This window comes from Pseudomonas sp. S2_E01, assembly GCF_054668365.1.
Map to the genome: position 1 here is coordinate 5,528,837 of NZ_CP162762.1, position 21,489 is coordinate 5,550,325.

The 21,489-nt window shown below is 57.2% G+C and carries 13 protein-coding genes, 2 tRNA genes and 4 rRNA genes; 6 read left to right on the forward strand and 13 right to left on the reverse strand.

Translation table 11 applies throughout. The features are described 5' to 3' along the window. Positions 1-36: 36 nt before the first annotated feature. The 5 genes from AB4O36_RS25460 to AB4O36_RS25480 all read right to left on the reverse strand — a co-directional run bounded on the left by AB4O36_RS25460 (position 37) and on the right by AB4O36_RS25480 (position 5,397). On the reverse strand, positions 37-1,551 hold the full coding sequence (locus AB4O36_RS25460) for an MFS transporter (protein WP_460140561.1): 1,515 nt from the start codon (positions 1,549-1,551) through the stop codon (positions 37-39). Between the two features lie 186 nt (positions 1,552-1,737). Beyond that, positions 1,738-2,655: a LysR family transcriptional regulator gene (locus AB4O36_RS25465; RefSeq protein WP_460119212.1), complete on the reverse strand. Its 918-nt coding sequence runs from the start codon at positions 2,653-2,655 to the stop codon at positions 1,738-1,740. Positions 2,656-2,746: 91 nt separating this feature from the next. Then, on the reverse strand, positions 2,747-3,613 hold the full coding sequence (locus AB4O36_RS25470; RefSeq protein WP_460119214.1) for an ABC transporter permease: 867 nt from the start codon (positions 3,611-3,613) through the stop codon (positions 2,747-2,749). 21 nt (positions 3,614-3,634) lie between these two features. Further along, positions 3,635-4,495: an ABC transporter ATP-binding protein gene (locus AB4O36_RS25475; protein ID WP_460119216.1), complete on the reverse strand. Its 861-nt coding sequence runs from the start codon at positions 4,493-4,495 to the stop codon at positions 3,635-3,637. A gap of 14 nt (positions 4,496-4,509) precedes the next feature. Next, entirely contained in the window at positions 4,510-5,397 is an 888-nt protein-coding gene (locus AB4O36_RS25480) for a TauD/TfdA dioxygenase family protein (protein WP_460119219.1), read from the reverse strand. A 231-nt stretch (positions 5,398-5,628) separates the two neighbouring features. Between AB4O36_RS25480 and AB4O36_RS25485 the strand changes: the two genes are divergently transcribed. Further along, positions 5,629-5,994, forward strand: coding sequence for a tryptophan synthase subunit beta (locus AB4O36_RS25485; RefSeq protein WP_460119220.1), 366 nt, complete (start codon positions 5,629-5,631; stop codon positions 5,992-5,994). A 42-nt stretch (positions 5,995-6,036) separates the two neighbouring features. Here AB4O36_RS25485 and lapD read toward each other — a convergent pair whose 3' ends face one another. Together lapD and lapG are read right to left on the reverse strand one after the other, a co-directional pair. After that, entirely contained in the window at positions 6,037-7,983 is a 1,947-nt protein-coding gene (gene lapD, locus AB4O36_RS25490; protein WP_460119222.1) for a cyclic di-GMP receptor LapD, read from the reverse strand. 14 nt (positions 7,984-7,997) lie between these two features. Continuing rightward, positions 7,998-8,690 (reverse strand): cysteine protease LapG, encoded by a 693-nt coding sequence (lapG, locus tag AB4O36_RS25495; protein ID WP_460119224.1) that lies wholly within the window; start codon positions 8,688-8,690, stop codon positions 7,998-8,000. A 197-nt stretch (positions 8,691-8,887) separates the two neighbouring features. Here lapG and AB4O36_RS25500 point away from each other — a divergent pair, with 197 nt between their 5' ends. The 5 genes from AB4O36_RS25500 (at position 8,888) to AB4O36_RS25520 (ending at position 15,861) form a co-directional block, all read left to right on the forward strand. Next, a complete protein-coding gene (locus AB4O36_RS25500) occupies positions 8,888-9,592 on the forward strand; it encodes a GntR family transcriptional regulator (protein WP_460119225.1) in 705 nt (234 codons plus the stop codon). Between the two features lie 646 nt (positions 9,593-10,238). Then, entirely contained in the window at positions 10,239-11,015 is a 777-nt protein-coding gene (locus AB4O36_RS25505; protein WP_460119227.1) for a DUF3050 domain-containing protein, read from the forward strand. After that, on the forward strand, positions 11,012-11,941 hold the full coding sequence (locus AB4O36_RS25510; protein ID WP_460140562.1) for a diiron oxygenase: 930 nt from the start codon (positions 11,012-11,014) through the stop codon (positions 11,939-11,941). The genes AB4O36_RS25505 and AB4O36_RS25510 overlap by 4 nt, the downstream gene beginning before the upstream one ends. Positions 11,942-11,954: 13 nt before the next feature. After that, complete coding sequence (locus AB4O36_RS25515) at positions 11,955-15,371, forward strand: amino acid adenylation domain-containing protein (RefSeq protein ID WP_460140563.1); 3,417 nt, start codon at positions 11,955-11,957, stop codon at positions 15,369-15,371. A 22-nt stretch (positions 15,372-15,393) separates the two neighbouring features. Then, on the forward strand, positions 15,394-15,861 hold the full coding sequence (locus AB4O36_RS25520) for an SRPBCC family protein (protein ID WP_460140564.1): 468 nt from the start codon (positions 15,394-15,396) through the stop codon (positions 15,859-15,861). Between the two features lie 96 nt (positions 15,862-15,957). Here AB4O36_RS25520 and rrf (AB4O36_RS25525) read toward each other — a convergent pair. The 6 genes from rrf (AB4O36_RS25525) to AB4O36_RS25550 all read right to left on the reverse strand — a co-directional run bounded on the left by rrf (AB4O36_RS25525) (position 15,958) and on the right by AB4O36_RS25550 (position 21,381). After that, positions 15,958-16,073: ribosomal RNA gene (gene rrf, locus AB4O36_RS25525) — 5S ribosomal RNA — on the reverse strand. A 105-nt stretch (positions 16,074-16,178) separates the two neighbouring features. Next, positions 16,179-16,294 (reverse strand): 5S ribosomal RNA (gene rrf / locus AB4O36_RS25530). 148 nt (positions 16,295-16,442) lie between these two features. Then, positions 16,443-19,336: ribosomal RNA gene (locus AB4O36_RS25535) — 23S ribosomal RNA — on the reverse strand. Between the two features lie 245 nt (positions 19,337-19,581). Next, positions 19,582-19,657: transfer RNA gene (locus AB4O36_RS25540), tRNA-Ala, on the reverse strand. A 30-nt stretch (positions 19,658-19,687) separates the two neighbouring features. Next, a tRNA-Ile gene (locus AB4O36_RS25545) sits at positions 19,688-19,764 on the reverse strand. A gap of 80 nt (positions 19,765-19,844) precedes the next feature. Continuing rightward, positions 19,845-21,381 (reverse strand): 16S ribosomal RNA (locus AB4O36_RS25550). The 16S, 23S and 5S rRNA genes sit together here with 2 tRNA genes alongside, the layout of an rRNA operon. Between the last annotated feature and the right edge of the window lie 108 nt (positions 21,382-21,489).

Sequence of the window (21,489 nt, forward strand, 5' to 3'; positions counted from 1 at the left end):
GAGTCATCATAAAAACCTTCAGTTCCAGTGGAGCATTCACGTCGGCGCGCGCGGCGGAAAAATCCGGGTCGGCAGCCAGAAAATCAACAGCATCAGCACGCCGGCGATACCGGTCATGCACAGATAAAGGTCCGAAGCGGTCAGCACCACGGCTTGCTCGTGCAGCCGATGGGCCAAGCCCGCGCTATCGCCATCGACCATCGGCGAATGACCGAGGCGGTCCACCAACATGGTCGAATGAAAGTGCAGCCGCGAAGTGGTCAGCGTCTCGATCACGCCTGTGGCGATCACCGCTGCCAGGCCTTTTACGGTGTTGAACCACGAAGAGGCGAACGGCCCCTGCATTGGCGTGATGCTGCCGGTGGAGAGCATCAACAACGGCAGCACCGCCATCGGCTGGCCGAAAATCTGCAGCAGTTGCAGCGCGTAGAAGTCGTCGCGAATCCACACCGACGTCAGTTGCGAGCCGCCGATGCAGGACAGCGCCAGCATGCTCAGGCCGGCCCCCAACACCCAGCGGCAATCCACCCAACGGAGGTTGCACAGTGCCGCTACCAACGGCAGTGCGATCAACTGCGGCAAGGCCGCCAGCAACATGATCGGTGCCGTCTGCACGGGGCGATATCCTTGAACCTGCGCCAGGTAACTGGAAGGCAGGATGATCACCGCCTGCAGGATCACCAATACGCCGGCCAGCGTCAGCAAGGCGAACGAGAGGTTGCGGATGCCCAGCATCTGCAGATTGAAGAACGGAATCGGTTGTGACCATTCGTTGAAAAGGAAAAGCACCAGCAAAACCAGCCCGCCGCCCAGCAAGCCGCAGATCAGGCTCGACTCGAACCAGTCCAGCCGATTGCCCTGCAAAATGCCGATGACCAACATGCAGATCGCTGGAAAACCCAGTACCACGCCGCGCCAGTTAAATTGCTTGAAACGCTCCAGACGCACCGGGTCCTGGGGGATGCCATAGGCCACCGCCGCCATGGCAATGAGGCACGGTGCGATGATTTGCCAGAACGTCCATTGCCATCCGACATGATCGGTCCACAAACCCGCCAACGGCGTGCCCAGTCCAGGGCCGAACGTGGCGGTCAAGGCATAACCGGCCAGGCCATATAGCTTTACGTTGGCCGGCAGAAAACGCAGGGCCACCGTCATCAGCATGGGCGGCAATGCACCGCCCGCCAGGCCTTGCAAGGTGCGCATCAGCAGCAGGCTTTCGTAGTTCGGGGCAAACGGCGACAGCACGCCCAGGAAGGTGAAAAGGCCGATGGCGCAGAGGGTGAAGCGTCGCAACGAGAACGTTACGGCACACCACGGCGCGAAGGCCATTGCGGCCACCGAGGTAGCGGTGTAACTGGCGACCAGCCAGGTGCCTTCGTCGTAGCCGATGGCCAGGGCCCCGCGAATGTCGGCGAGGGCGACCTTGGTGACCATCTCGTTGAGGCCCGACACCAGCACGGCAAGCAACACGCCCACCAGGCCAATAATGGTCCGCAGGCCCAATTGTGCGGGCGCGGCCAACGGCGCCGAGGCCGTCAGGGAGGTCATCGGTTCAAGACTCCAAAATGAATAGGTTGGCAGTTTACGGACGCCCACCACTGACGAAAACTGACTTATCGGCAATGTATAAGTGCACCAGACACAACGATGTTGTGTCGCGCTCCGAGGCGCACAGCCTGACACCTCAGTGTCAGACGCAACACCATCCATAGGTGTTAACGACCATTGCAGTCATCAACCTTGGGCGGCCAACCACGTTTCCTCGCAGCAGGCTTTTACCGTTTCGCGTAGCCAGCGGTGTGCCGGGTCATTGTCGAATCGCGGGTGCCAGGCTTGCGTCAGCATGAGGGTTGGCAGCGGGACCGGGAGGGTGAACGAACGCAATTTCAAGCCCAGGCGGCGCACGCTCAGCAACGTTTCGCGCGGCACTGGCAGAATGAGGTCAGAATCGGGCAATGCGAACATCGCCGCATGGAAACTCGGGGCGATCACCGCGACCCGGCGATCCAGGCCAAGGGCATTCAACGCCGTATCGATGGGTCCGCGAGCGATGCCGCGCCGGGACACGCTGATGTGGGAAAAGGTGGCAAAACGCTCGGGCGTGATCTCCTCGTCCAGCAGCGGGTGATCCTCGCGCACCAGGCCGACAAACTGTGTGGAAAACAGATTTTGCACCTTCACTTCCGGCATCAGCGGACGGTTGTTGCTGACGTTCAGGTCGATACGCCCTTCGCGTAACGCCTCATCATCGCCATCACCTTCCGGGACGAAACGCAGCTCGCAATGCGGCGCCTGACGCTCAAGGGTGTCGGACAGCTTGCCGCCGTAAACCCCGACAAAAAAGTCGTTCGCACGGATGCTGAAGCGCCGGCGCAAGCTGCCCAGGTCCACCACTCGCGCCGAGTGAAACAGCCTGGCGGCCTGCTCCACCACATCGCGCACCTGTTCACGCAACTCCAGCGCCTTGGGTGTCGGCACCAGGCCACGACCGGCGCGCACCAGAATCGGATCGCCAATCGCCTCGCGAATGCGCGTCAACGTGCGACTCATGGCGGCCGGGCTGAGGTTCATCCGCCGCGCCGCGCCCACCACGCTACCTTCGTCGAGCAGGGCGTCGAGGGCGACCAAAAGGTTGATGTCCGGGAGTTGCATGCTGAGCACTCATTGGCAATGGGGATTGATTTGAGCGCAATGCTAGCAAAACGGGTGGTGATTGCACCGGCCCATCGCGAGCAGGCAACACCTACCGCTGCATCCCCCACCGCTTCACCGTCACCCGCTCCAGCGAATCGAACACCAGATTTTCAACCAGCAACCCAATCAGGATCACCACCGCCAACCCGGCGAACACCTTGTCGGTGTATAACTCATTGCGATTCTGGAAGATGTACCAGCCCAGTCCACCTTTGCCACTGGTGGCGCCAAACACCAGTTCCGCCGCAATCAAGGTGCGCCAGGCGAACGCCCAACCGATTTTCAACCCGGCGAGGATCGATGGCAGCGCGGCCGGGATCAGAATGAACAGCACAAAACGCATGCCCTTGAGGCCATAGTTGCGGCCCGCCATGCGCAGGGTTTCCGAAACACCGAGGAAGCCGGCGTAGGTGTTCAACGCCAGAGCCCACAACACCGAATGCACCAGCACGAATATCAAGCTGTTCTGACCCAGCCCGAACCACAACAGCGCCAGCGGCAACAAGGCAATGGCCGGCAACGGGTTGAACATCGAGGTCAGCGTGCTCAGCAGGTCACGGCCCAACTGGGTCGACACCGCCAGGGTGGTCAGGGCAAACGCCAGAACGATGCCGATCAGGTAGCCCTTGACCAACACCACCAGGGAAATCCACACCTTACCGAGCAATTCGCCACTGGCCAGCCCGCCATACAGCGCCTGGGCGGTCTGCACGAAGCTGGGCAGCAGCAGGTCGTTGTTCTGGTAACGGGCGATGGCTTCCCACAGCACCGCCAACAGAATCAGGATCAGGCCTTTGCGAATCCAGCCCTGTTGCCACAGGCGCTGGCCCAGCGGCAGTTCACGCTCCAGCGGCACGTTGGCAAGTGGCGGCAGAACATTTTCGAATTCTTCACGCGGGGATGATAAATGGCTCATCGGGCCCTCCTCTCAACTGGCTCAATAAGCGATGCGGATATCGGTGAAATCCAGTTCGCGTTCGGTTTGCTCTGACGGGCCTTCATCGAACAACAGCCGATGAATGCGCCGCGCCGATTCCTGAAACCCCGCGCCACCCAGGCTGTGCAGATCGTATTGATGGCTGTGGACTTCCGCCCGCACGCGCCCCGGATGCGGTGACAGCAACAGGATGCGATTGCCCACCACCAATGCTTCTTCGATGGAGTGCGTGACGAACAGCAACGTGAACCGCACCTCTTCCCAGAGCAGCAGCAATTCTTCCTGCATCTTGCGCCGAGTCAGCGCATCGAGCGCGGCGAAGGGTTCGTCCATCAGCAGGATTTTTGGCTGCATGGCCAAGGCCCGGGCAATGGCCACGCGCGCCTTCATGCCGCCCGAGAGGGTGTGCGGATAGGCATCGGCGAATGCCGCCAACCCGACCTTCTCCAGATAATGCAGCGCTCGGGCTTCGGCTTCCTTGCGCTTGAGGGTTTTCGACGCCAGCAACGGGAACATCACGTTCTGTTTGACGGTTTTCCACGGCGGCAGCTGATCGAATTCCTGAAATACGACGATCCGGTCCGGCCCCGGCGCATCGACGCGCTGGCCTTGCAGACGGATTTCACCCTCGACCGGCTGGATGAATCCGGCTGCAGCCTTGAGCAAGGTCGATTTACCGCATCCGGATGGCCCCAGCAGGACAAAACGGTCCGCCGGATCGATCTCGAAACTGACTTGATGGGTCGCTCGAACCACCCGTTGGGGCGTGCGGTACTCGAGGCTGACGTTATCGACCGACAACAGCGCCTGGGCTGTGGCGTTCGGGTTGCTGACCGTGTGGCCTGGCAATGGGGCGTTCATGTCGATCAGCTCCCTTAAAACGGCTTGGTGCCCTGGATGGTGGTGCGATACAGCTTGCGGCGCAGATGGCTTGGGCAACCTGTGGCGAGATGGATCAATGAGCGGTTGTCCCAGAACACCAGGTCGTGGGGCTGCCATTGGTGGCGGTAGATGTTGTGCGGTAACACGCTGTGGGCATAAAGCTCATCGAGCAGGTGCTTGCTCTCGTCCTCAGGCAAACCGACGATACGGGTGGTGAAACCCTCGCTGACGAACAACGCCTTACGCCCGTTTTCCGGGTGCGTGCGCACGATCGGATGAACGACTTCGGCGACCTGGGCCAGTTGCTCCGGCGTCAGGGTCGGGCGCCAATTGCCCTCGAACTTGGTCTCGCTGTAGCGTGCCGTGTAGGAATGCGCCGCCGAGCGTCCTTCGACGGCCTTGCGCAACGCGTCGGGCAGGTTGTCCCAGGCTTTATGCATGTCGGCGAACAGGGTGTCGCCGCCTTCGGAGGGCAACTCCTGAGCATGCAGCATCGAACCCAGGCTGGGCAGTTCCTTGTAGGAAAGATCCGAGTGCCAGAATTTGCCGGCGTCACCCAGGCCGATGGACTGGCCGTTTTCGATGATGTTGGAAACGATGAGGATTTCCGGGTGCCCGGTCAGCAGGAATTGTTTGAGTACGTGGATCTGCAACACGCCGAAACGGCGGCTGAAGGCGATCTGTTGTTCTGGGGTAATGCGCTGGTCGCGGAAGACCACGACATGATGTTCCAGGTGTGCGCGATGGATGCGAGCAAAGTCCTGGTCGTTGACCGGGAGGGACAGGTCGAGGCCGACAATTTCGGCACCCACGACGCCGTTGAACGGGCGGATCTCGAAGGCTTGCGGTGCGATATTGCGTGTTTCGCAAACGGCGGACATAAAATTACTCCCACGCACGGCACGCTCAAAGGCGCGCACGTCGATCAGAAACTCACGGAGGTCCCGTGTTGGTTCGTGTCGTGCGGCGCGCCGATTGGTCGGCAGGTACGCAGGGGGATGACTTTATAGATATAAGAAGCTTAATTTAAATACCGTTAGCGAATAACCATATGGCTTATTTCGCCTATGCTGCTGACAGGATGACGCTGCTCAACGTGTGAGGGATGCTCAATGTTCTACGTGCAACGCGACACAGCCGGCCAATTGATGCGCGTCGAAGCCCAAGCGTACGCCGAATCCACCGAAACCCTGCCGGCCGATCACCCCGACCTGCAGGAATGGTTTGCCAGCAAGTTGATGGCCACCAGCCAGAAACAATCGCAGCAGATCAAACAGCTCAAGCAATTGAAACAGAGCGACCTGGACATGATCCGGGTCATCGACGACCTGATCCAAGTGCTGATCGAGAAGGGCGTCATCCGCGTCACCGACCTTCCAGCCGCCGCGCAAACCAAGCTGTCAGATCGCTACCAGGCGCGGGAAGCGCTGGGCGGTTTGGCTCATCTTGTGGATGAGGATGATCTGGGGCTGATCTAGCTTCGGATTTTTGTCCTTGAGGAGGGCAAAGCCTTTGCGGAATCACTCCCAGGGCTTTGGCTCCCCAACCAACTGCCCCTGCACACCAAAAATATCCATCTCGCGAATCACCGCCAGCTCCCCTTCGGTCTCAACCCGCTCGGCAATCAACGGCAGGTCGATGCTGTGTGCCGCGCGCTGGATCGCCTCGATAAACAAGCGCTTGTCACTCTCGTGATCGATGGCGCGGATGTACACGCCATCGATTTTCAGATACGCCAGCCCCAGGCGGGCCAGGTTGCCGATCATGCTGAAGCGCCCGCCGAAGTGTTGCAGGCCCAGTGAGAAACCAATCTCGCGCAGGCGTCGCATCAGGTCTTCCAGCTTGGCCTGTTCTGGCAATTGTTCTTCGCCGATTTCCAGGATCAGCCTTGGACCGAGGTTGGAATGGGCGCGCAGGATGTCGAAGACTTTCCCCAGCGCCTGCGGATGGGTCAGCGTCGCCGACGACAGGTTCAGCGCCAGTGACGCCTGATGGCCTGGCATGTGCTCAAGCACCTGTTCCAACATCAGGCGATCCAGCCGCGCGGCCCAGCCGAAACGCTCGAGCCACGGCAAGAACCGACCAGCGGGAATCGCCTCGCCCTGATCGTCGATCAGCCGCGACAGCACTTTGTAATGCAGCACCAACGTCGTGTCCTGGCTGGCCACCACGGGTTGGAAATACAACTCGAACCGACGCTGGTTCAGCGCCTGATCGAGCAAACGGTGCCAGCTGTGATGATCGTCGGCGAGGGTGGAAGGTGCGCTGTGATCCAGGCACACCCATCTCGAATCACCCTGGCCTTCTGCCTGGGCCAGGGCCTGGTCGGCAAGGCCAAGTACCGCCTGAGGTGCATCGCCAAATTTGAACGGCGCCAGGCCAATGTAGGCCACTGCTGCCACATCGGTGGCGCCCGTCGCATGCAAACTGGTCAGGGCCAGGTCCAGGTGTTGCGCCAGTTGCAGCGCTTCGGCATGCATCAGCCCCGGCGCCAGCACGGCAAATTCGCCACCGCGAACCCGCGTCACCAGGTTCAACGTCTCGGGATGCCTGGCGCATTCACGGGATAGCTGCAGGCCGACCGCCTTGAGCAGCTCATCGGTATGCTGGCCCCCGAGGCGCTGATTCAACCCGGCAAGATCCTTGACCCGTAAAAGCATCAGGTAACCCGAACTGGCCGATTCGGGATTGCTCACCGCCGCATTCAGCTGCATCTCGAAATACCGTCGGTTAGCCAACCCGGTCAACGAATCCCGATAAGACTCGTCGCGCAGTTTTTCACTGCGTTCGGCCTGCTCCTGAAACAACGCCTTGAGCTTTTCAACCATCTGGTTCATGGCCTGGACCACCCGACGCAATTCCGGGGTGCGCGGCAGATCGGGCAGGCTGAGGAATTCCCGGCGGGCGATGGCATGGGATTGCTGAACCATGTAGTCCAGCGGCTTCAATTGCCGGCGCAGCAGCAACGCACCCAGTGCCGCACTGACCGCGCCGCAGAGCAGCAGCCAGCCGAGGCTGCCGAGCGCGCTCTGCCACAACTTGGCGATAGCGAACATCGGGTGGCTGACCACCTCGACCCGCGCCGCCTGCTCCCAGCCACGACTGACAATCGCATCCCCACCGGCCGGTTCCAGGCCGATCAGCTTGACGAACCAGTCCGGCACGTTGTTCACCGAAGGAATGCCGTTGCGTTCGACCAGCGTCTTGTCGTTCGACAGATCGACCACGCGGATGCTGGCGTAATACCCACTGTCGAAAATCGAACTGACCAGCAGCTCGACCATCGCCGGGTCATCGATGTTCGGCGTCAACGACAGCGCCAGCGCTGTCGCGGCGTCCTGCGCATGTGAGCGCAGCTGGTTGACGTATTGGGTACGCGAGCTTTCAAGGCTGACCATGAAGCTGCCGGTGAAGGCGACCACGAGGAACAGACAGATTGCGATCAACAGCTGTTTGAACAAAGACATCTGAGAGCGTGCTCCTAGTTAGTCGACTCGACCGGAAATCCTTCGGCCTGCATTTTTTTCAGAACGTCCTGCCAGCGGGACAGGCGTTTGGTATCGCTGACTCGTTTATTGCCCTTGGCACCCGGCAGCCACACGCCCTCGGCATTAAAAGCGTAGACAGGCAGCAGGTCGGTTCGTTGGCTGGCGGGTTTGATCGCCTCGATCAGGCTGTCGAGCACCAGTGGCACCGCATCGGGGCTGGCGTAGTACGTCAGCACCATGTGCGCGCGATTCAGGCTCAGCGCCTTGACGTAAGTGATGCGCAGTTTGTCGCTGGGAACGCCGAGATGGCGCAGACTGAAATATTTGGCGATCGCATAGTCTTCGCAATCTCCGGCGCCCTTCCACAAGGCTTCGATCGGCGTCTCCCAGTAATCGACCGTGTGCCAGAGGTCGATGTCTTCCTGATAGCGCATTTGCCGATTGAAGAACTGGTTGACCACCTTGAGCTTCTCCAGCTCGCTGACCTGCTTTTGCGTAGCCAGCAGATTCTGCCAGGCATCGATTCGTTGCTGACCTTCGCCCAAAGGTCCGTACAATGCCTGCGCCCGACGGCTGATCAGGGAAAAATCCCAATCGGCATGCAGGCCAAACGGCAAGATGCCGGCCAGCAACAACGCGCCGCATAGCCAGCGCACAGTCCGAGGGATCGCGAAACGTACCGCCAATGCGAGGCATCCATGTAGGCAGGTGGAGTCGGTTGGTGGTGAAGGTTAGCCGTTTACAGCAGCAATGGCACGGTGAGATCGCGCAGCCGCGCTAAGCTTGCGTGTACAAGATGTTTGAATAGCGGGTTTGACAACCTTTGAGGGCAGTCACTAGTGTCAATTTGGATCCAATTTTTCAGCATTCAGGGTGCGTTGTAGTGACACAAAAACCGAACCCTTTGGGCAGTATCAAGGTCAACGGCCCGATTCCCGCCCACGAGGCCCGTTCCGTCATTGAGCAAACCTTGCGCGCCGCCATTCTCGACGGTCGAATCCCGTGCGGCGCCGCTCTTCGTCAGCAGGATCTGGCCGACCTGTTCGGGGTCAGCCGCATGCCCGTGCGCGAAGCACTGCGCCAGCTCGAAGCCCAGGCGTTGCTCAATGTCATCGCCCATAAAGGCGCGGTCGTGGCGCCCCTGGTCCAGGGTGATGCCGCCGAAACCTATGCGCTGCGCATACTGCTGGAGTGTGAGGCGCTGCGGCTTTCAATCCCGTTGCTCACACCCGAGGATCTCGAACTGGCGGCCCGCTGTATCGACGAGCTGGAAACCGAGCACGACTACGCCGAAATCGGTCGGCTCAACCGCTTGTTTCACATGGCACTCTATAGTCGGGCACCTAACCAGCGTTTGTTGAAGCTGATCGAAGAGGGTCTGAACGAAGAAGAACGTTTCCTGCGCTTCAACCTGGAAGCCATGGGCCTGGGCAAGCTGTCCCAGGATGATCACCGCGCGTTACTGCAATCGGCACAAGCGCGCAACATCGAGCACACCGTGCAGTTGCTGGAAAACCACCTCAATCGAGGCGTAGAGGCCATCACCCGTTACCTCGAAAGCCCCGAAGCCAAAAACAGAAAAGCCTAGATACAAAGCGTTGTGTCAGCCCTGATCGAGCAGGCGTTCCTGCTCGAGGTGTCTGCCGCGAGCGCGTACGTCCCTTCCTCCCGCGGGTTCCATCCCTTCTCTGACGACAGGACACGTCGGTGATAGCGGCTGCCTTGATTTACGCTCACTCTTGGATTGCCAACCAATAACAAATCGGCGAAGCGCTGTGTGATCGGCGCCGCCACCCCATCAAGAACCTACGGAAGGAGTCTTGCCACGGGAAAAGGAAGGATTGGCATTCGGCCATCTTCCACTCCTCAAATCACACTAATTATCCCTCTTAGAAAGTTGCTCGAGTGAGGCATTCACTCTTTATTTCCATTTCTACTTATATAAGTCGGAAGGAGCAACTTCGCCCCAATAAAACCTGATAAAAAAGTTTTATCGGGGCCTGTCGCGCATTAAAAAGTTAAACTTTAAAATAGTATAAAAATAACTTGCCCAACACTTTGTTCGTGTATTAATTTTTTATGCGCCACCCTGAATCATGGCTCGAAGGCGCTAACACCGTGTCGTGTACATCACTGACCGCTCAACGCCAGCAGCACTCGCTCGCCAAAAGGAAACTTCATTTAAGTTGTAACCCCAGTACACCTCTTTCAAATTATCGACCTATAGGCTCGTCATGAAATCGATTAAAGATCGTCTTGATCAGAAAAAGGCAGAATTAAGTTCGCACCCCATATTTTCTGAAATACATTCCCTTTCGGTACTTCAACGTTTCATGGAATCCCATGTGTTTGCAGTCTGGGATTTCATGTCGCTGACCAAACGCATGCAACAGGAACTGACGTGCGTCCAGTTGCCATGGCTGCCGCCATCGGATCCCCGTGCCGCGCGACTGATCAATGAAATCGTGCTTGGTGAAGAATCCGACGATCGTCCCATCCAGGGCCACTGCAGCCATTTCGAGTTGTACGTCGATGCCATGCGCGAAGTCGGTGCCAGCACTTTTACCGTAGAACGTTTCGTGGCGCTGCAACGGCAAGGCGTGAGTTATGACGTGGCGTTGCGCAGCGTAGAGGTCGACCCGGCTGTCGCGCAGTTCGTGCGCCAAACCTTGCGCACTGCCCTGCACGCGCCCGCCCACAGCGTGGCGGCCGCTTTTCTGCATGGACGCGAAAGCGTGATCCCGCAGATGTTCCAACGCATTCTCGATGATTGGGGCATCGGCATGGATCAGGCGCCGACCTTCCGTTACTACCTGCAACGGCATATCGAAGTCGATTCCGAAGATCACGGCCCCGCTGCGCAACAATTGTTGGCTCGGCTGGTCGATGGCGACCCAAAACGCGAAGAAGACGTGTATGCCAGCGGCCTGGCCGCCGTGGAAAGCCGCATAGCGTTATGGGACGGGCTGCGCCAAAGCATGAACGAACCCCTGGCGCAGGTGAACGCATGAACGCCGCCGACTACCAATCCTTTGCCGACACCTGGGAAAGCCGCGCGACCATTCGCACCCGCCCGCGCCGCATGCTGGAGAACGACGACAGGCTGATCTACCCGCTCAGCCGCCAGCCACTGGTGCTGAGCGAGACCTTCGGGAGCGAATGCCCGGAACAACGGGATTTCGCCCTCGTCCAGACGCTCTATAAGTTCATCAACGATGTGGTGATTTTCGAAACCGAGATCGTCGACAAAACCGCACGCAGCATTGCCAAGAATCGTTTCCCCGTGCCCTTCCCGTTTGCCTGCCGTTACGACGCCATGAGCGTGGTGATTGATGAGGATTATCACGCATTGGTGGCGATGGACTTCATGCAGCAGACCATTGCACTCACGGGAATCGCTCCCATCGAGTTGCCGGATGAAATCGAGCTGAGCCGGGCGATTCCAGCAGCGATCGCACTGGCACCCGAGCCTCTGCGCGCAGCCGTGGAGTTGATCTGTGTGGCCATAGCCGAGAACACCGTCACCGGCGATGTCGCGGCATTCGCCAGGGACGACAGCGTCAAGCAGTCGATCAAGGGACTGATGGCCGATCACTTGCTGGACGAGGGTCGCCATTCCGGCTTCTGGGCACAATTGGTGCGCATTTACTGGCACACGGCGAGTGAAGCGGACCGCCAATGCATCGCGCGAATCCTGCCGGTGTTCATCGGCCATTACCTGACCAACGACATCCAGAAATCCTTCGACTTGCGCCTGATCGATGCCTTGCAGATCAGCGATACCACACGCCATGCCCTCCAGAGTGAAGTCGGCGGACTGGCCTACCCGGTCAACCGCCATCACCCGCTGGTCGCCAACATCGTGCGGTTTTTCCAAAGCAGTTCGCTGCTCGACTCACCGTGCGTTCAGACCGCCTTGAGCGAATACCTGGCTTAACGAGGAGCACATCATGAGACGTCTCGATATTTTGTTCATTGGCCGCAGTCCGGCCTTGACCGAACTGACGCTGGAGCTTGAACAACACGGCCATTCACTGACGCATCTTGAAGTTCTGAATCAGCCAACACCGGTCTCGGTCGATCTGGTCATCGATGATGCCAGCCTGACATTCACGCACCCAGTGGATGCACTGCGGTTGACACTGAGCCTGGGGGTCGGCGCCGCGGGTGCATCAGGGCTGCCACCGCTGGACCTGCTGTGCACGCTGGGGTCGACGCTGCTCACACGAATGCCGATAGCCGAAGAGCCTTCTGGCAACGGCCAGGCGCTACGTCTGCGAGCCATGGCAAATATCGTCGAACACGTCGCAGTGTTGGTCAGCCGTTTCTCACGAGACGCGGACTCTTTTCTCAATGCCGAACCCGCTCCTCTCTCGCCGTTCAAGCAAGTGGAAGGCCTGCTGTTTCTTGAGCGCCTCGCCTTCGTCCATCGGCTCAATGCCACTGCGGATAAGCGGTTGCAGCAACTCGCCCAAGTCCCAATGATCGAACGCCTGGAGCAGCGTTTTATCGAGTCAGCCCACCGGCCGGCGCTGTGCATCGCCGGCGCCACGCTCACTTATGGTCAGTTGCATGCTTACAGCCGGGCCATCGCTCAGAAATTGGAGCCGTTGCTCGCAGCGCATGAGGGGCCATGGGTCGTCGGTATCTGCCTGCCGAAATGCAGCGCGCTGTATGCGGGCATTCTGGCGATCCTGGGCAGCGGTGCGGTGTATCTGCCGTTGGAGCCGAGCCATCCGCTGCAACGTCAGCAATACATCCTGGAAAACGCCGGTGCTGTGTTGCTGTTGCATGACGGCAATCACCCACTCGCCGATGAGATGTCCAGTATGGACATCTGTGCGATCGACTTCGACGACGTGGTCCTCCATCAGCCGCTGATGGGCAGGCGTCCCGCGCTCGAAGCACCCTGCATGGCGCTCTACACTTCGGGCACTACCGGTCACCCCAAGGGTGTATCGCTCAGCCAGGCTAACCTGGCGCACTTCACGGCGTGGTACGCCGACTATGTGCACCTGACCGAAGACTGTCATGTGCTGCAATTCTCATCGTTGGGGTTCGACTCCTCGCTGATCGATATTTTCCCGACCCTGCTGCAAGGTGCCCGACTGGTAGTCCCCGGGGATGACCAACGCCGCGACCCTTTGCAACTGGTGGAGCTGATCCGTCGCGAGCGACTGAGCCATGCCTTTTTGCCTCCGGCGCTGCTGAGCATTCTGCCACTGGAGCAACTTTTGGGCCTCGAACACGTGATGACCGGGGGCGACGTGTGCGAACCCTGTGTCATCGAACAGCTCACGCGTCAGGGCAGCCTCTATAACCTCTATGGCCCGACTGAAGCGACGGTCTTGATCACCGCACGGCAATTACGCAGCGGCGACAGCAATCGCACCCTTGGCGCGCCGATCGCCAACAGCCAGGTACTGATTCTCGATGAAGATTTGCAACCGGTGGCCGAGCACACCGTTGGCGAACTGTACATCGTCGGACCCGGCGTTTGCCTCGGCTACCTCAACAATCCACAGCAGACCGCCGAACGATATTTGAACCTCAACCTGCCAGACGGGCAGACCCTGCGCGCCTACCGCACGGGCGACATGGCGAAGTGGACCGAAGCCGGCATCGAGCTGTGCGGGCGCCTGGACAACCAGGTGAAGATCCGCGGCTTTCGGGTCGAACCGGAAGAAATCGAACGCTGTCTGCGCGACAGTCAGCTGTATCGCCAAGTCGCAGTGGTGATCGACAGCCAGCGGCGCATTCTCGCGTTCCTCGCGCAACCTCGGGAGACGCTACCCGGAATCGCCCGCACAGCATTGATGGCCCACGCTTGCCAGTTATTGCCGGATTACATGCAACCTTGTGCCTGGACCGAATTGCCCAGCATGCCGTTTGCGAGCAATGGAAAGGTGGATCGCAAGGCACTTCTGCAAGTGCCTGTCAGCCTGAGCGATAACATCTCACGACGGTTGCCGGCCAACTCGGATGAAGCGGTGCTGCTCGATATCTGGGCCGAGTTGCTGCAGTTGCCTGCCAGCGACATCGGCACCGATGAAAGCTTTTTCAATCTGGGGGGGCACTCGATCCTGCTGTCGCGCATGCTCCTGCGACTGCGGGAGACGTTCGGACGCAGTATTTCGATCAACCGGTTCATCGAGCTGCCGACTATCGCAAAACTGGCGACATTGGTCCGCGGTGCCGGCACGGAAGAGGTGCTGAGCGAACAGGCGCTTGACGATGCCTTTCGCCCACTTCAAGTTCAGCCCCTACCTGCCAGCCGCATGGGCGATGTGCGCAAGGTGATCGTAACGGGTGCCAACAGTTTTGTAGGCGCGCACATCGTCGAGGCATTGCTGGCCTGTGGCGTCATCGAGGTGGCTTGTCTGGTGCGCGAGGGCAACGGTCAATCTGCCCAGGAGCGCTTCATTCAGTCGTTGCGGGAAAACCGTCTGACGCATCTGGACGTGAGCCGAGTACGGGTGTACCCCGCAGACATCACGCAGCCCTCGCTGGGGCTGACACCGCAGGATTACGAGCGCCTGGACCGCGAGTTCGGCGTGCTGGTCCACAACGCCGCCAACGTCAATCACGTACTGGATTACAGCTCTCTGGCGCGGGACAACGTCGAACCGATCTTCGAGTGTCTGCGCTTGTGCGAGGGCCGCAGTAAAAAGATCTTCAATTTTGTCTCGACCCTTTCGGCGTCCAGCACCATGACTGACGATGGCCGGGTGTTGGAACTGCCTGCCGCGCGCACGCCGCCGATCTACATCAAGAACGGTTACAACCTGTCGAAATGGGTCGGCGAGCGCATTCTTGAGCGCGCGCGGGAGCGTGGGGTCCAGGTGAATGTGTATCGGCCCGGCAACATCAGCTTCAACAGCCTCACCGGTGTATGCCAACCGCATAAGAATCGTTTGATGTTGATGCTCAAGGGCTCGATACAGCTCGGCAAGGTGCCGGACCTAGCGCTGAACTTCGACCTGATGCCCGTGGATTTTCTCGCCGGGTTCATTGCCTTCCATGCCACCCGCTATTGCGCGGACAAAGCCGTATTCAACCTCCATAACCCGGAACCGCTGAGATGGGACGATTACGTCGCGTCCTTTCGTGAAGCCGGCCAGAAGTTCTCCATGGTCAGCATCCCCGACTGGCAGCAGCAGTTGGGTCGGGTCGACAGCGACAACGCGTTGTTTGGCGTCTTGGGTTTCTACCTCAACGGCTTCGAAGAAGACATTGGCGACATCTCCATGATCAGCCATGACAACGCTCAGAACGGCGTACGGCTGATGGGCACTCACTACCCGGAAAAGTCTCCGGCGCTGCTGCGTCGAGGCTGTGACTACCTCAAGGAAATCAATTTCATCTGATTCATCCAAACGGAGCGAAACCATGAAAACCCTGCAACCCGATACCCTGATCCAAAATCCTCAAGGCTGCCACGTTGTGTCGTCTGTGGACGTCCCGGCGCAGGCCGAATCTGTCTGGGCGCTGGTCGGCGACTTTGCCGGCTTCGACCGATTCATCCCGGCGCTGTCCCACATCGAAATGACCGGAGAAGGTGTCTCTTCCCTGCGCAAGAAGTTCTTCAAGGATGGCAACCTGGTGGTCGAACAACTCAACTCGCGCAATGACCAGGAGCGGTACATGACCTGGACTACGATCTACAACACGCTGGGCGTGGGCAAGTTATGGGCTGCAATGGCAGTTGAGATGCTCGATGAAAACCAGTGCCGAGCCACGTGGACCATCATGGCCGAACCTGCACAAGGTGGTGCGGAGGCTTTACCTGGGTTCAAGGATTTCGTGCAGGGATTTGCCGATGACGCGATGGGCAATGTGTTGAAGCGGTTCGTGTAGGGCACTGCTTCAGCACTACTGCTTCCTTCGCTGTTTACAGACCCCGAAAAAACAAAACCCCTGTTTGCGTTAGCAAACAGGGGTTTTGGAATTTAATCTTGACGATGACCTACTCTCACATGGGGAAACCCCACACTACCATCGGCGATGCATCGTTTCACTGCTGAGTTCGGGATGGGATCAGGTGGTTCCAATGCTCTATGGTCGTCAAGAAATTCTGTGACCGGTCCGTTACGAATGTAGCGTACCAGTAAAATGGGTGACTTCTACTAAAACAAAACCCCAACTGCTTTCGCAATTGGGGTTTCGGAATTTAATCTTGACGATGACCTACTCTCACATGGGGAAACCCCACACTACCATCGGCGATGCATCGTTTCACTGCTGAGTTCGGGATGGGATCAGGTGGTTCCAATGCTCTATGGTCGTCAAGAAATTCTTGAGCTGACGTGTCTTTCGACATTCCAGCGAATCGGGTATGTGATGTCTTTCGGCTTTGTGAGTCGCAAACTTTCGGTTCGTTTCGTCTTCACAACACCGCAATCTGCACTCTTTCGAGCATCAAATTGCTTGGGTGTTATATGGTCAAGCCTCACGGGCAATTAGTATTGGTTAGCTCAACGCCTCACAGCGCTTACACACCCAACCTATCAACGTCGTAGTCTTCGACGGCCCTTCAGGGAACTCAAGGTTCCAGTGAGATCTCATCTTGAGGCAAGTTTCCCGCTTAGATGCTTTCAGCGGTTATCTTTCCCGAACATAGCTACCCGGCAATGCCACTGGCGTGACAACCGGAACACCAGAGGTTCGTCCACTCCGGTCCTCTCGTACTAGGAGCAGCCCCTCTCAAATCTCAAACGTCCACGGCAGATAGGGACCGAACTGTCTCACGACGTTCTAAACCCAGCTCGCGTACCACTTTAAATGGCGAACAGCCATACCCTTGGGACCGGCTTCAGCCCCAGGATGTGATGAGCCGACATCGAGGTGCCAAACACCGCCGTCGATATGAACTCTTGGGCGGTATCAGCCTGTTATCCCCGGAGTACCTTTTATCCGTTGAGCGATGGCCCTTCCATACAGAACCACCGGATCACTAAGACCTACTTTCGTACCTGCTCGACGTGTCTGTCTCGCAGTCAAGCGCGCTTTTGCCTTTATACTCTACGACCGATTTCCGACCGGTCTGAGCGCACCTTCGTACTCCTCCGTTACTCTTTAGGAGGAGACCGCCCCAGTCAAACTACCCACCATACACTGTCCTCGATCCGGATAACGGACCTGAGTTAGAACCTCAAAGTTGCCAGGGTGGTATTTCAAGGATGGCTCCACGCGAACTGGCGTCCACGCTTCAAAGCCTCCCACCTATCCTACACAAGCAAATTCAAAGTCCAGTGCAAAGCTATAGTAAAGGTTCACGGGGTCTTTCCGTCTAGCCGCGGATACACTGCATCTTCACAGCGATTTCAATTTCACTGAGTCTCGGGTGGAGACAGCGCCGCCATCGTTACGCCATTCGTGCAGGTCGGAACTTACCCGACAAGGAATTTCGCTACCTTAGGACCGTTATAGTTACGGCCGCCGTTTACCGGGGCTTCGATCAAGAGCTTCGCGTTAGCTAACCCCATCAATTAACCTTCCGGCACCGGGCAGGCGTCACACCCTATACGTCCACTTTCGTGTTTGCAGAGTGCTGTGTTTTTAATAAACAGTCGCAGCGGCCTGGTATCTTCGACCGGCATGGGCTTACGGAGCAAGTCCTTCACCCTCACCGGCGCACCTTCTCCCGAAGTTACGGTGCCATTTTGCCTAGTTCCTTCACCCGAGTTCTCTCAAGCGCCTTGGTATTCTCTACCCAACCACCTGTGTCGGTTTGGGGTACGGTTCCTGGTTACCTGAAGCTTAGAAGCTTTTCTTGGAAGCATGGCATCAACCACTTCGTGTTCTAAAAGAACACTCGTCATCAGCTCTCGGCCTTAGAATCCCGGATTTACCTAAGATTCCAGCCTACCACCTTAAACTTGGACAACCAACGCCAAGCTGGCCTAGCCTTCTCCGTCCCTCCATCGCAATAACCAGAAGTACAGGAATATTAACCTGTTTTCCATCGACTACGCTTTTCAGCCTCGCCTTAGGGACCGACTAACCCTGCGTCGATTAACGTTGCGCAGGAAACCTTGGTCTTTCGGCGTGGGTGTTTTTCACACCCATTGTCGTTACTCATGTCAGCATTCGCACTTCTGATACCTCCAGCAAGCTTCTCAACTCACCTTCACAGGCTTACAGAACGCTCCTCTACCGCATCATCCGAAGATGATACCCGTAGCTTCGGTGTATGGTTTGAGCCCCGTTACATCTTCCGCGCAGGCCGACTCGACTAGTGAGCTATTACGCTTTCTTTAAAGGGTGGCTGCTTCTAAGCCAACCTCCTAGCTGTCTAAGCCTTCCCACATCGTTTCCCACTTAACCATAACTTTGGGACCTTAGCTGACGGTCTGGGTTGTTTCCCTTTTCACGACGGACGTTAGCACCCGCCGTGTGTCTCCCATGCTCGGCACTTGTAGGTATTCGGAGTTTGCATCGGTTTGGTAAGTCGGGATGACCCCCTAGCCGAAACAGTGCTCTACCCCCTACAGTGATACATGAGGCGCTACCTAAATAGCTTTCGAGGAGAACCAGCTATCTCCGAGCTTGATTAGCCTTTCACTCCGATCCACAGGTCATCCGCTAACTTTTCAACGGTAGTCGGTTCGGTCCTCCAGTCAGTGTTACCTAACCTTCAACCTGCCCATGGATAGATCGCCCGGTTTCGGGTCTATACCCAGCGACTAAACGCCCTATTAAGACTCGCTTTCGCTACGCCTCCCCTATTCGGTTAAGCTCGCCACTGAATATAAGTCGCTGACCCATTATACAAAAGGTACGCAGTCACAGAACAAAGTCTGCTCCCACTGCTTGTACGCATACGGTTTCAGGATCTATTTCACTCCCCTCTCCGGGGTTCTTTTCGCCTTTCCCTCACGGTACTAGTTCACTATCGGTCAGTCAGTAGTATTTAGCCTTGGAGGATGGTCCCCCCATATTCAGACAAAGTTTCTCGTGCTCCGTCCTACTCGATTTCATGACTAAGAGACTTTCGCGTACAGGGCTATCACCCACTATGGCCGCACTTTCCAGAGCGTTCCGCTAATCTCAAAGCCACTTAAGGGCTAGTCCCCGTTCGCTCGCCACTACTAAGGGAATCTCGGTTGATTTCTTTTCCTCAGGGTACTTAGATGTTTCAGTTCCCCTGGTTCGCCTCTTAAGCCTATGTATTCAGCTTAAGATAACCATCTTATGATGGCTGGGTTCCCCCATTCAGACATCTCCGGATCAAAGTCTGTTTGCCGACTCCCCGAAGCTTTTCGCAGGCTACCACGTCTTTCATCGCCTCTGACTGCCAAGGCATCCACCGTATGCGCTTCTTCACTTGACCATATAACCCCAAGCAATCTGGTTATACTGTGAAGACGACATTCGCCGAAAATTCGCAAAACTCTTAAGAGTCACTCACAAATTTTACCTTAGCCTGATCCGTTACCAGTGAAAGTAACGTTCAGTCTATCTTTCTATCACATACCCAAATTTTTAAAGAACGAACTAGTCAAAGACTAGAAATCAACATTCATCATCAGTTCGATGGAATGCTCATTTCTAAGCTTTTACAAACAGAAGCAGTAGTGGTGGAGCCAAACGGGATCGAACCGTTGACCTCCTGCGTGCAAGGCAGGCGCTCTCCCAGCTGAGCTATGGCCCCGTATTTCTACAGGCGTTTCCCACACAAAATTGGTGGGTCTGGGCAGATTCGAACTGCCGACCTCACCCTTATCAGGGGTGCGCTCTAACCAACTGAGCTACAGACCCAATTTCGGGCTGCTTCTTTCGTCTTCTTCAATGAATCAAGCAATTCGTGTGGGAGCTCATGGAGCAGCTGAGTCGTCGATTAAGGAGGTGATCCAGCCGCAGGTTCCCCTACGGCTACCTTGTTACGACTTCACCCCAGTCATGAATCACACCGTGGTAACCGTCCTCCCGAAGGTTAGACTAGCTACTTCTGGTGCAACCCACTCCCATGGTGTGACGGGCGGTGTGTACAAGGCCCGGGAACGTATTCACCGCGACATTCTGATTCGCGATTACTAGCGATTCCGACTTCACGCAGTCGAGTTGCAGACTGCGATCCGGACTACGATCGGTTTTGTGGGATTAGCTCCACCTCGCGGCTTGGCAACCCTCTGTACCGACCATTGTAGCACGTGTGTAGCCCAGGCCGTAAGGGCCATGATGACTTGACGTCATCCCCACCTTCCTCCGGTTTGTCACCGGCAGTCTCCTTAGAGTGCCCACCATAACGTGCTGGTAACTAAGGACAAGGGTTGCGCTCGTTACGGGACTTAACCCAACATCTCACGACACGAGCTGACGACAGCCATGCAGCACCTGTCTCAATGCTCCCGAAGGCACCAATCCATCTCTGGAAAGTTCATTGGATGTCAAGGCCTGGTAAGGTTCTTCGCGTTGCTTCGAATTAAACCACATGCTCCACCGCTTGTGCGGGCCCCCGTCAATTCATTTGAGTTTTAACCTTGCGGCCGTACTCCCCAGGCGGTCAACTTAATGCGTTAGCTGCGCCACTAAAGACTCAAGGTCCCCAACGGCTAGTTGACATCGTTTACGGCGTGGACTACCAGGGTATCTAATCCTGTTTGCTCCCCACGCTTTCGCACCTCAGTGTCAGTATCAGTCCAGGTGGTCGCCTTCGCCACTGGTGTTCCTTCCTATATCTACGCATTTCACCGCTACACAGGAAATTCCACCACCCTCTACCATACTCTAGCTTGTCAGTTTTGAATGCAGTTCCCAGGTTGAGCCCGGGGCTTTCACATCCAACTTAACAAACCACCTACGCGCGCTTTACGCCCAGTAATTCCGATTAACGCTTGCACCCTCTGTATTACCGCGGCTGCTGGCACAGAGTTAGCCGGTGCTTATTCTGTCGGTAACGTCAAAATTGCAGAGTATTAATCTACAACCCTTCCTCCCAACTTAAAGTGCTTTACAATCCGAAGACCTTCTTCACACACGCGGCATGGCTGGATCAGGCTTTCGCCCATTGTCCAATATTCCCCACTGCTGCCTCCCGTAGGAGTCTGGACCGTGTCTCAGTTCCAGTGTGACTGATCATCCTCTCAGACCAGTTACGGATCGTCGCCTTGGTGAGCCATTACCTCACCAACTAGCTAATCCGACCTAGGCTCATCTGATAGCGCAAGGCCCGAAGGTCCCCTGCTTTCTCCCGTAGGACGTATGCGGTATTAGCGTCCGTTTCCGGACGTTATCCCCCACTACCAGGCAGATTCCTAGGCATTACTCACCCGTCCGCCGCTCTCAAGAGAAGCAAGCTTCTCTCTACCGCTCGACTTGCATGTGTTAGGCCTGCCGCCAGCGTTCAATCTGAGCCATGATCAAACTCTTCAGTTCAAACATCTTTGGGTTTTGAGAAAACCCTAAACTTGGCTCAGCAATCGTTGGTTACATCTTTGATTTCTCGCGGAGTAACTTGTGATGCTGATAATCTGTTGACTAGCA

What these genes read in the sequence shown, in the direction of transcription:
- AB4O36_RS25460 (WP_460140561.1), bottom strand. Translation starts at nt 1,551, where the DNA reads ATGACCTCCCTGACGGCCTCGGCGCCGTTGGCCGCGCCCGCACAATTG.
- AB4O36_RS25465 (WP_460119212.1), bottom strand. Translation starts at nt 2,655, where the DNA reads ATGCAACTCCCGGACATCAACCTTTTGGTCGCCCTCGACGCCCTGCTC.
- AB4O36_RS25470 (WP_460119214.1), bottom strand. Translation starts at nt 3,613, where the DNA reads ATGAGCCATTTATCATCCCCGCGTGAAGAATTCGAAAATGTTCTGCCG.
- AB4O36_RS25475 (WP_460119216.1), bottom strand. Translation starts at nt 4,495, where the DNA reads ATGAACGCCCCATTGCCAGGCCACACGGTCAGCAACCCGAACGCCACA.
- AB4O36_RS25480 (WP_460119219.1), bottom strand. Translation starts at nt 5,397, where the DNA reads ATGTCCGCCGTTTGCGAAACACGCAATATCGCACCGCAAGCCTTCGAG.
- AB4O36_RS25485 (WP_460119220.1), top strand. Translation starts at nt 5,629, where the DNA reads ATGTTCTACGTGCAACGCGACACAGCCGGCCAATTGATGCGCGTCGAA.
- lapD (WP_460119222.1), bottom strand. Translation starts at nt 7,983, where the DNA reads ATGTCTTTGTTCAAACAGCTGTTGATCGCAATCTGTCTGTTCCTCGTG.
- AB4O36_RS25505 (WP_460119227.1), top strand. Translation starts at nt 10,239, where the DNA reads ATGAAATCGATTAAAGATCGTCTTGATCAGAAAAAGGCAGAATTAAGT.
- AB4O36_RS25510 (WP_460140562.1), top strand. Translation starts at nt 11,012, where the DNA reads ATGAACGCCGCCGACTACCAATCCTTTGCCGACACCTGGGAAAGCCGC.
- AB4O36_RS25515 (WP_460140563.1), top strand. Translation starts at nt 11,955, where the DNA reads ATGAGACGTCTCGATATTTTGTTCATTGGCCGCAGTCCGGCCTTGACC.
- AB4O36_RS25520 (WP_460140564.1), top strand. Translation starts at nt 15,394, where the DNA reads ATGAAAACCCTGCAACCCGATACCCTGATCCAAAATCCTCAAGGCTGC.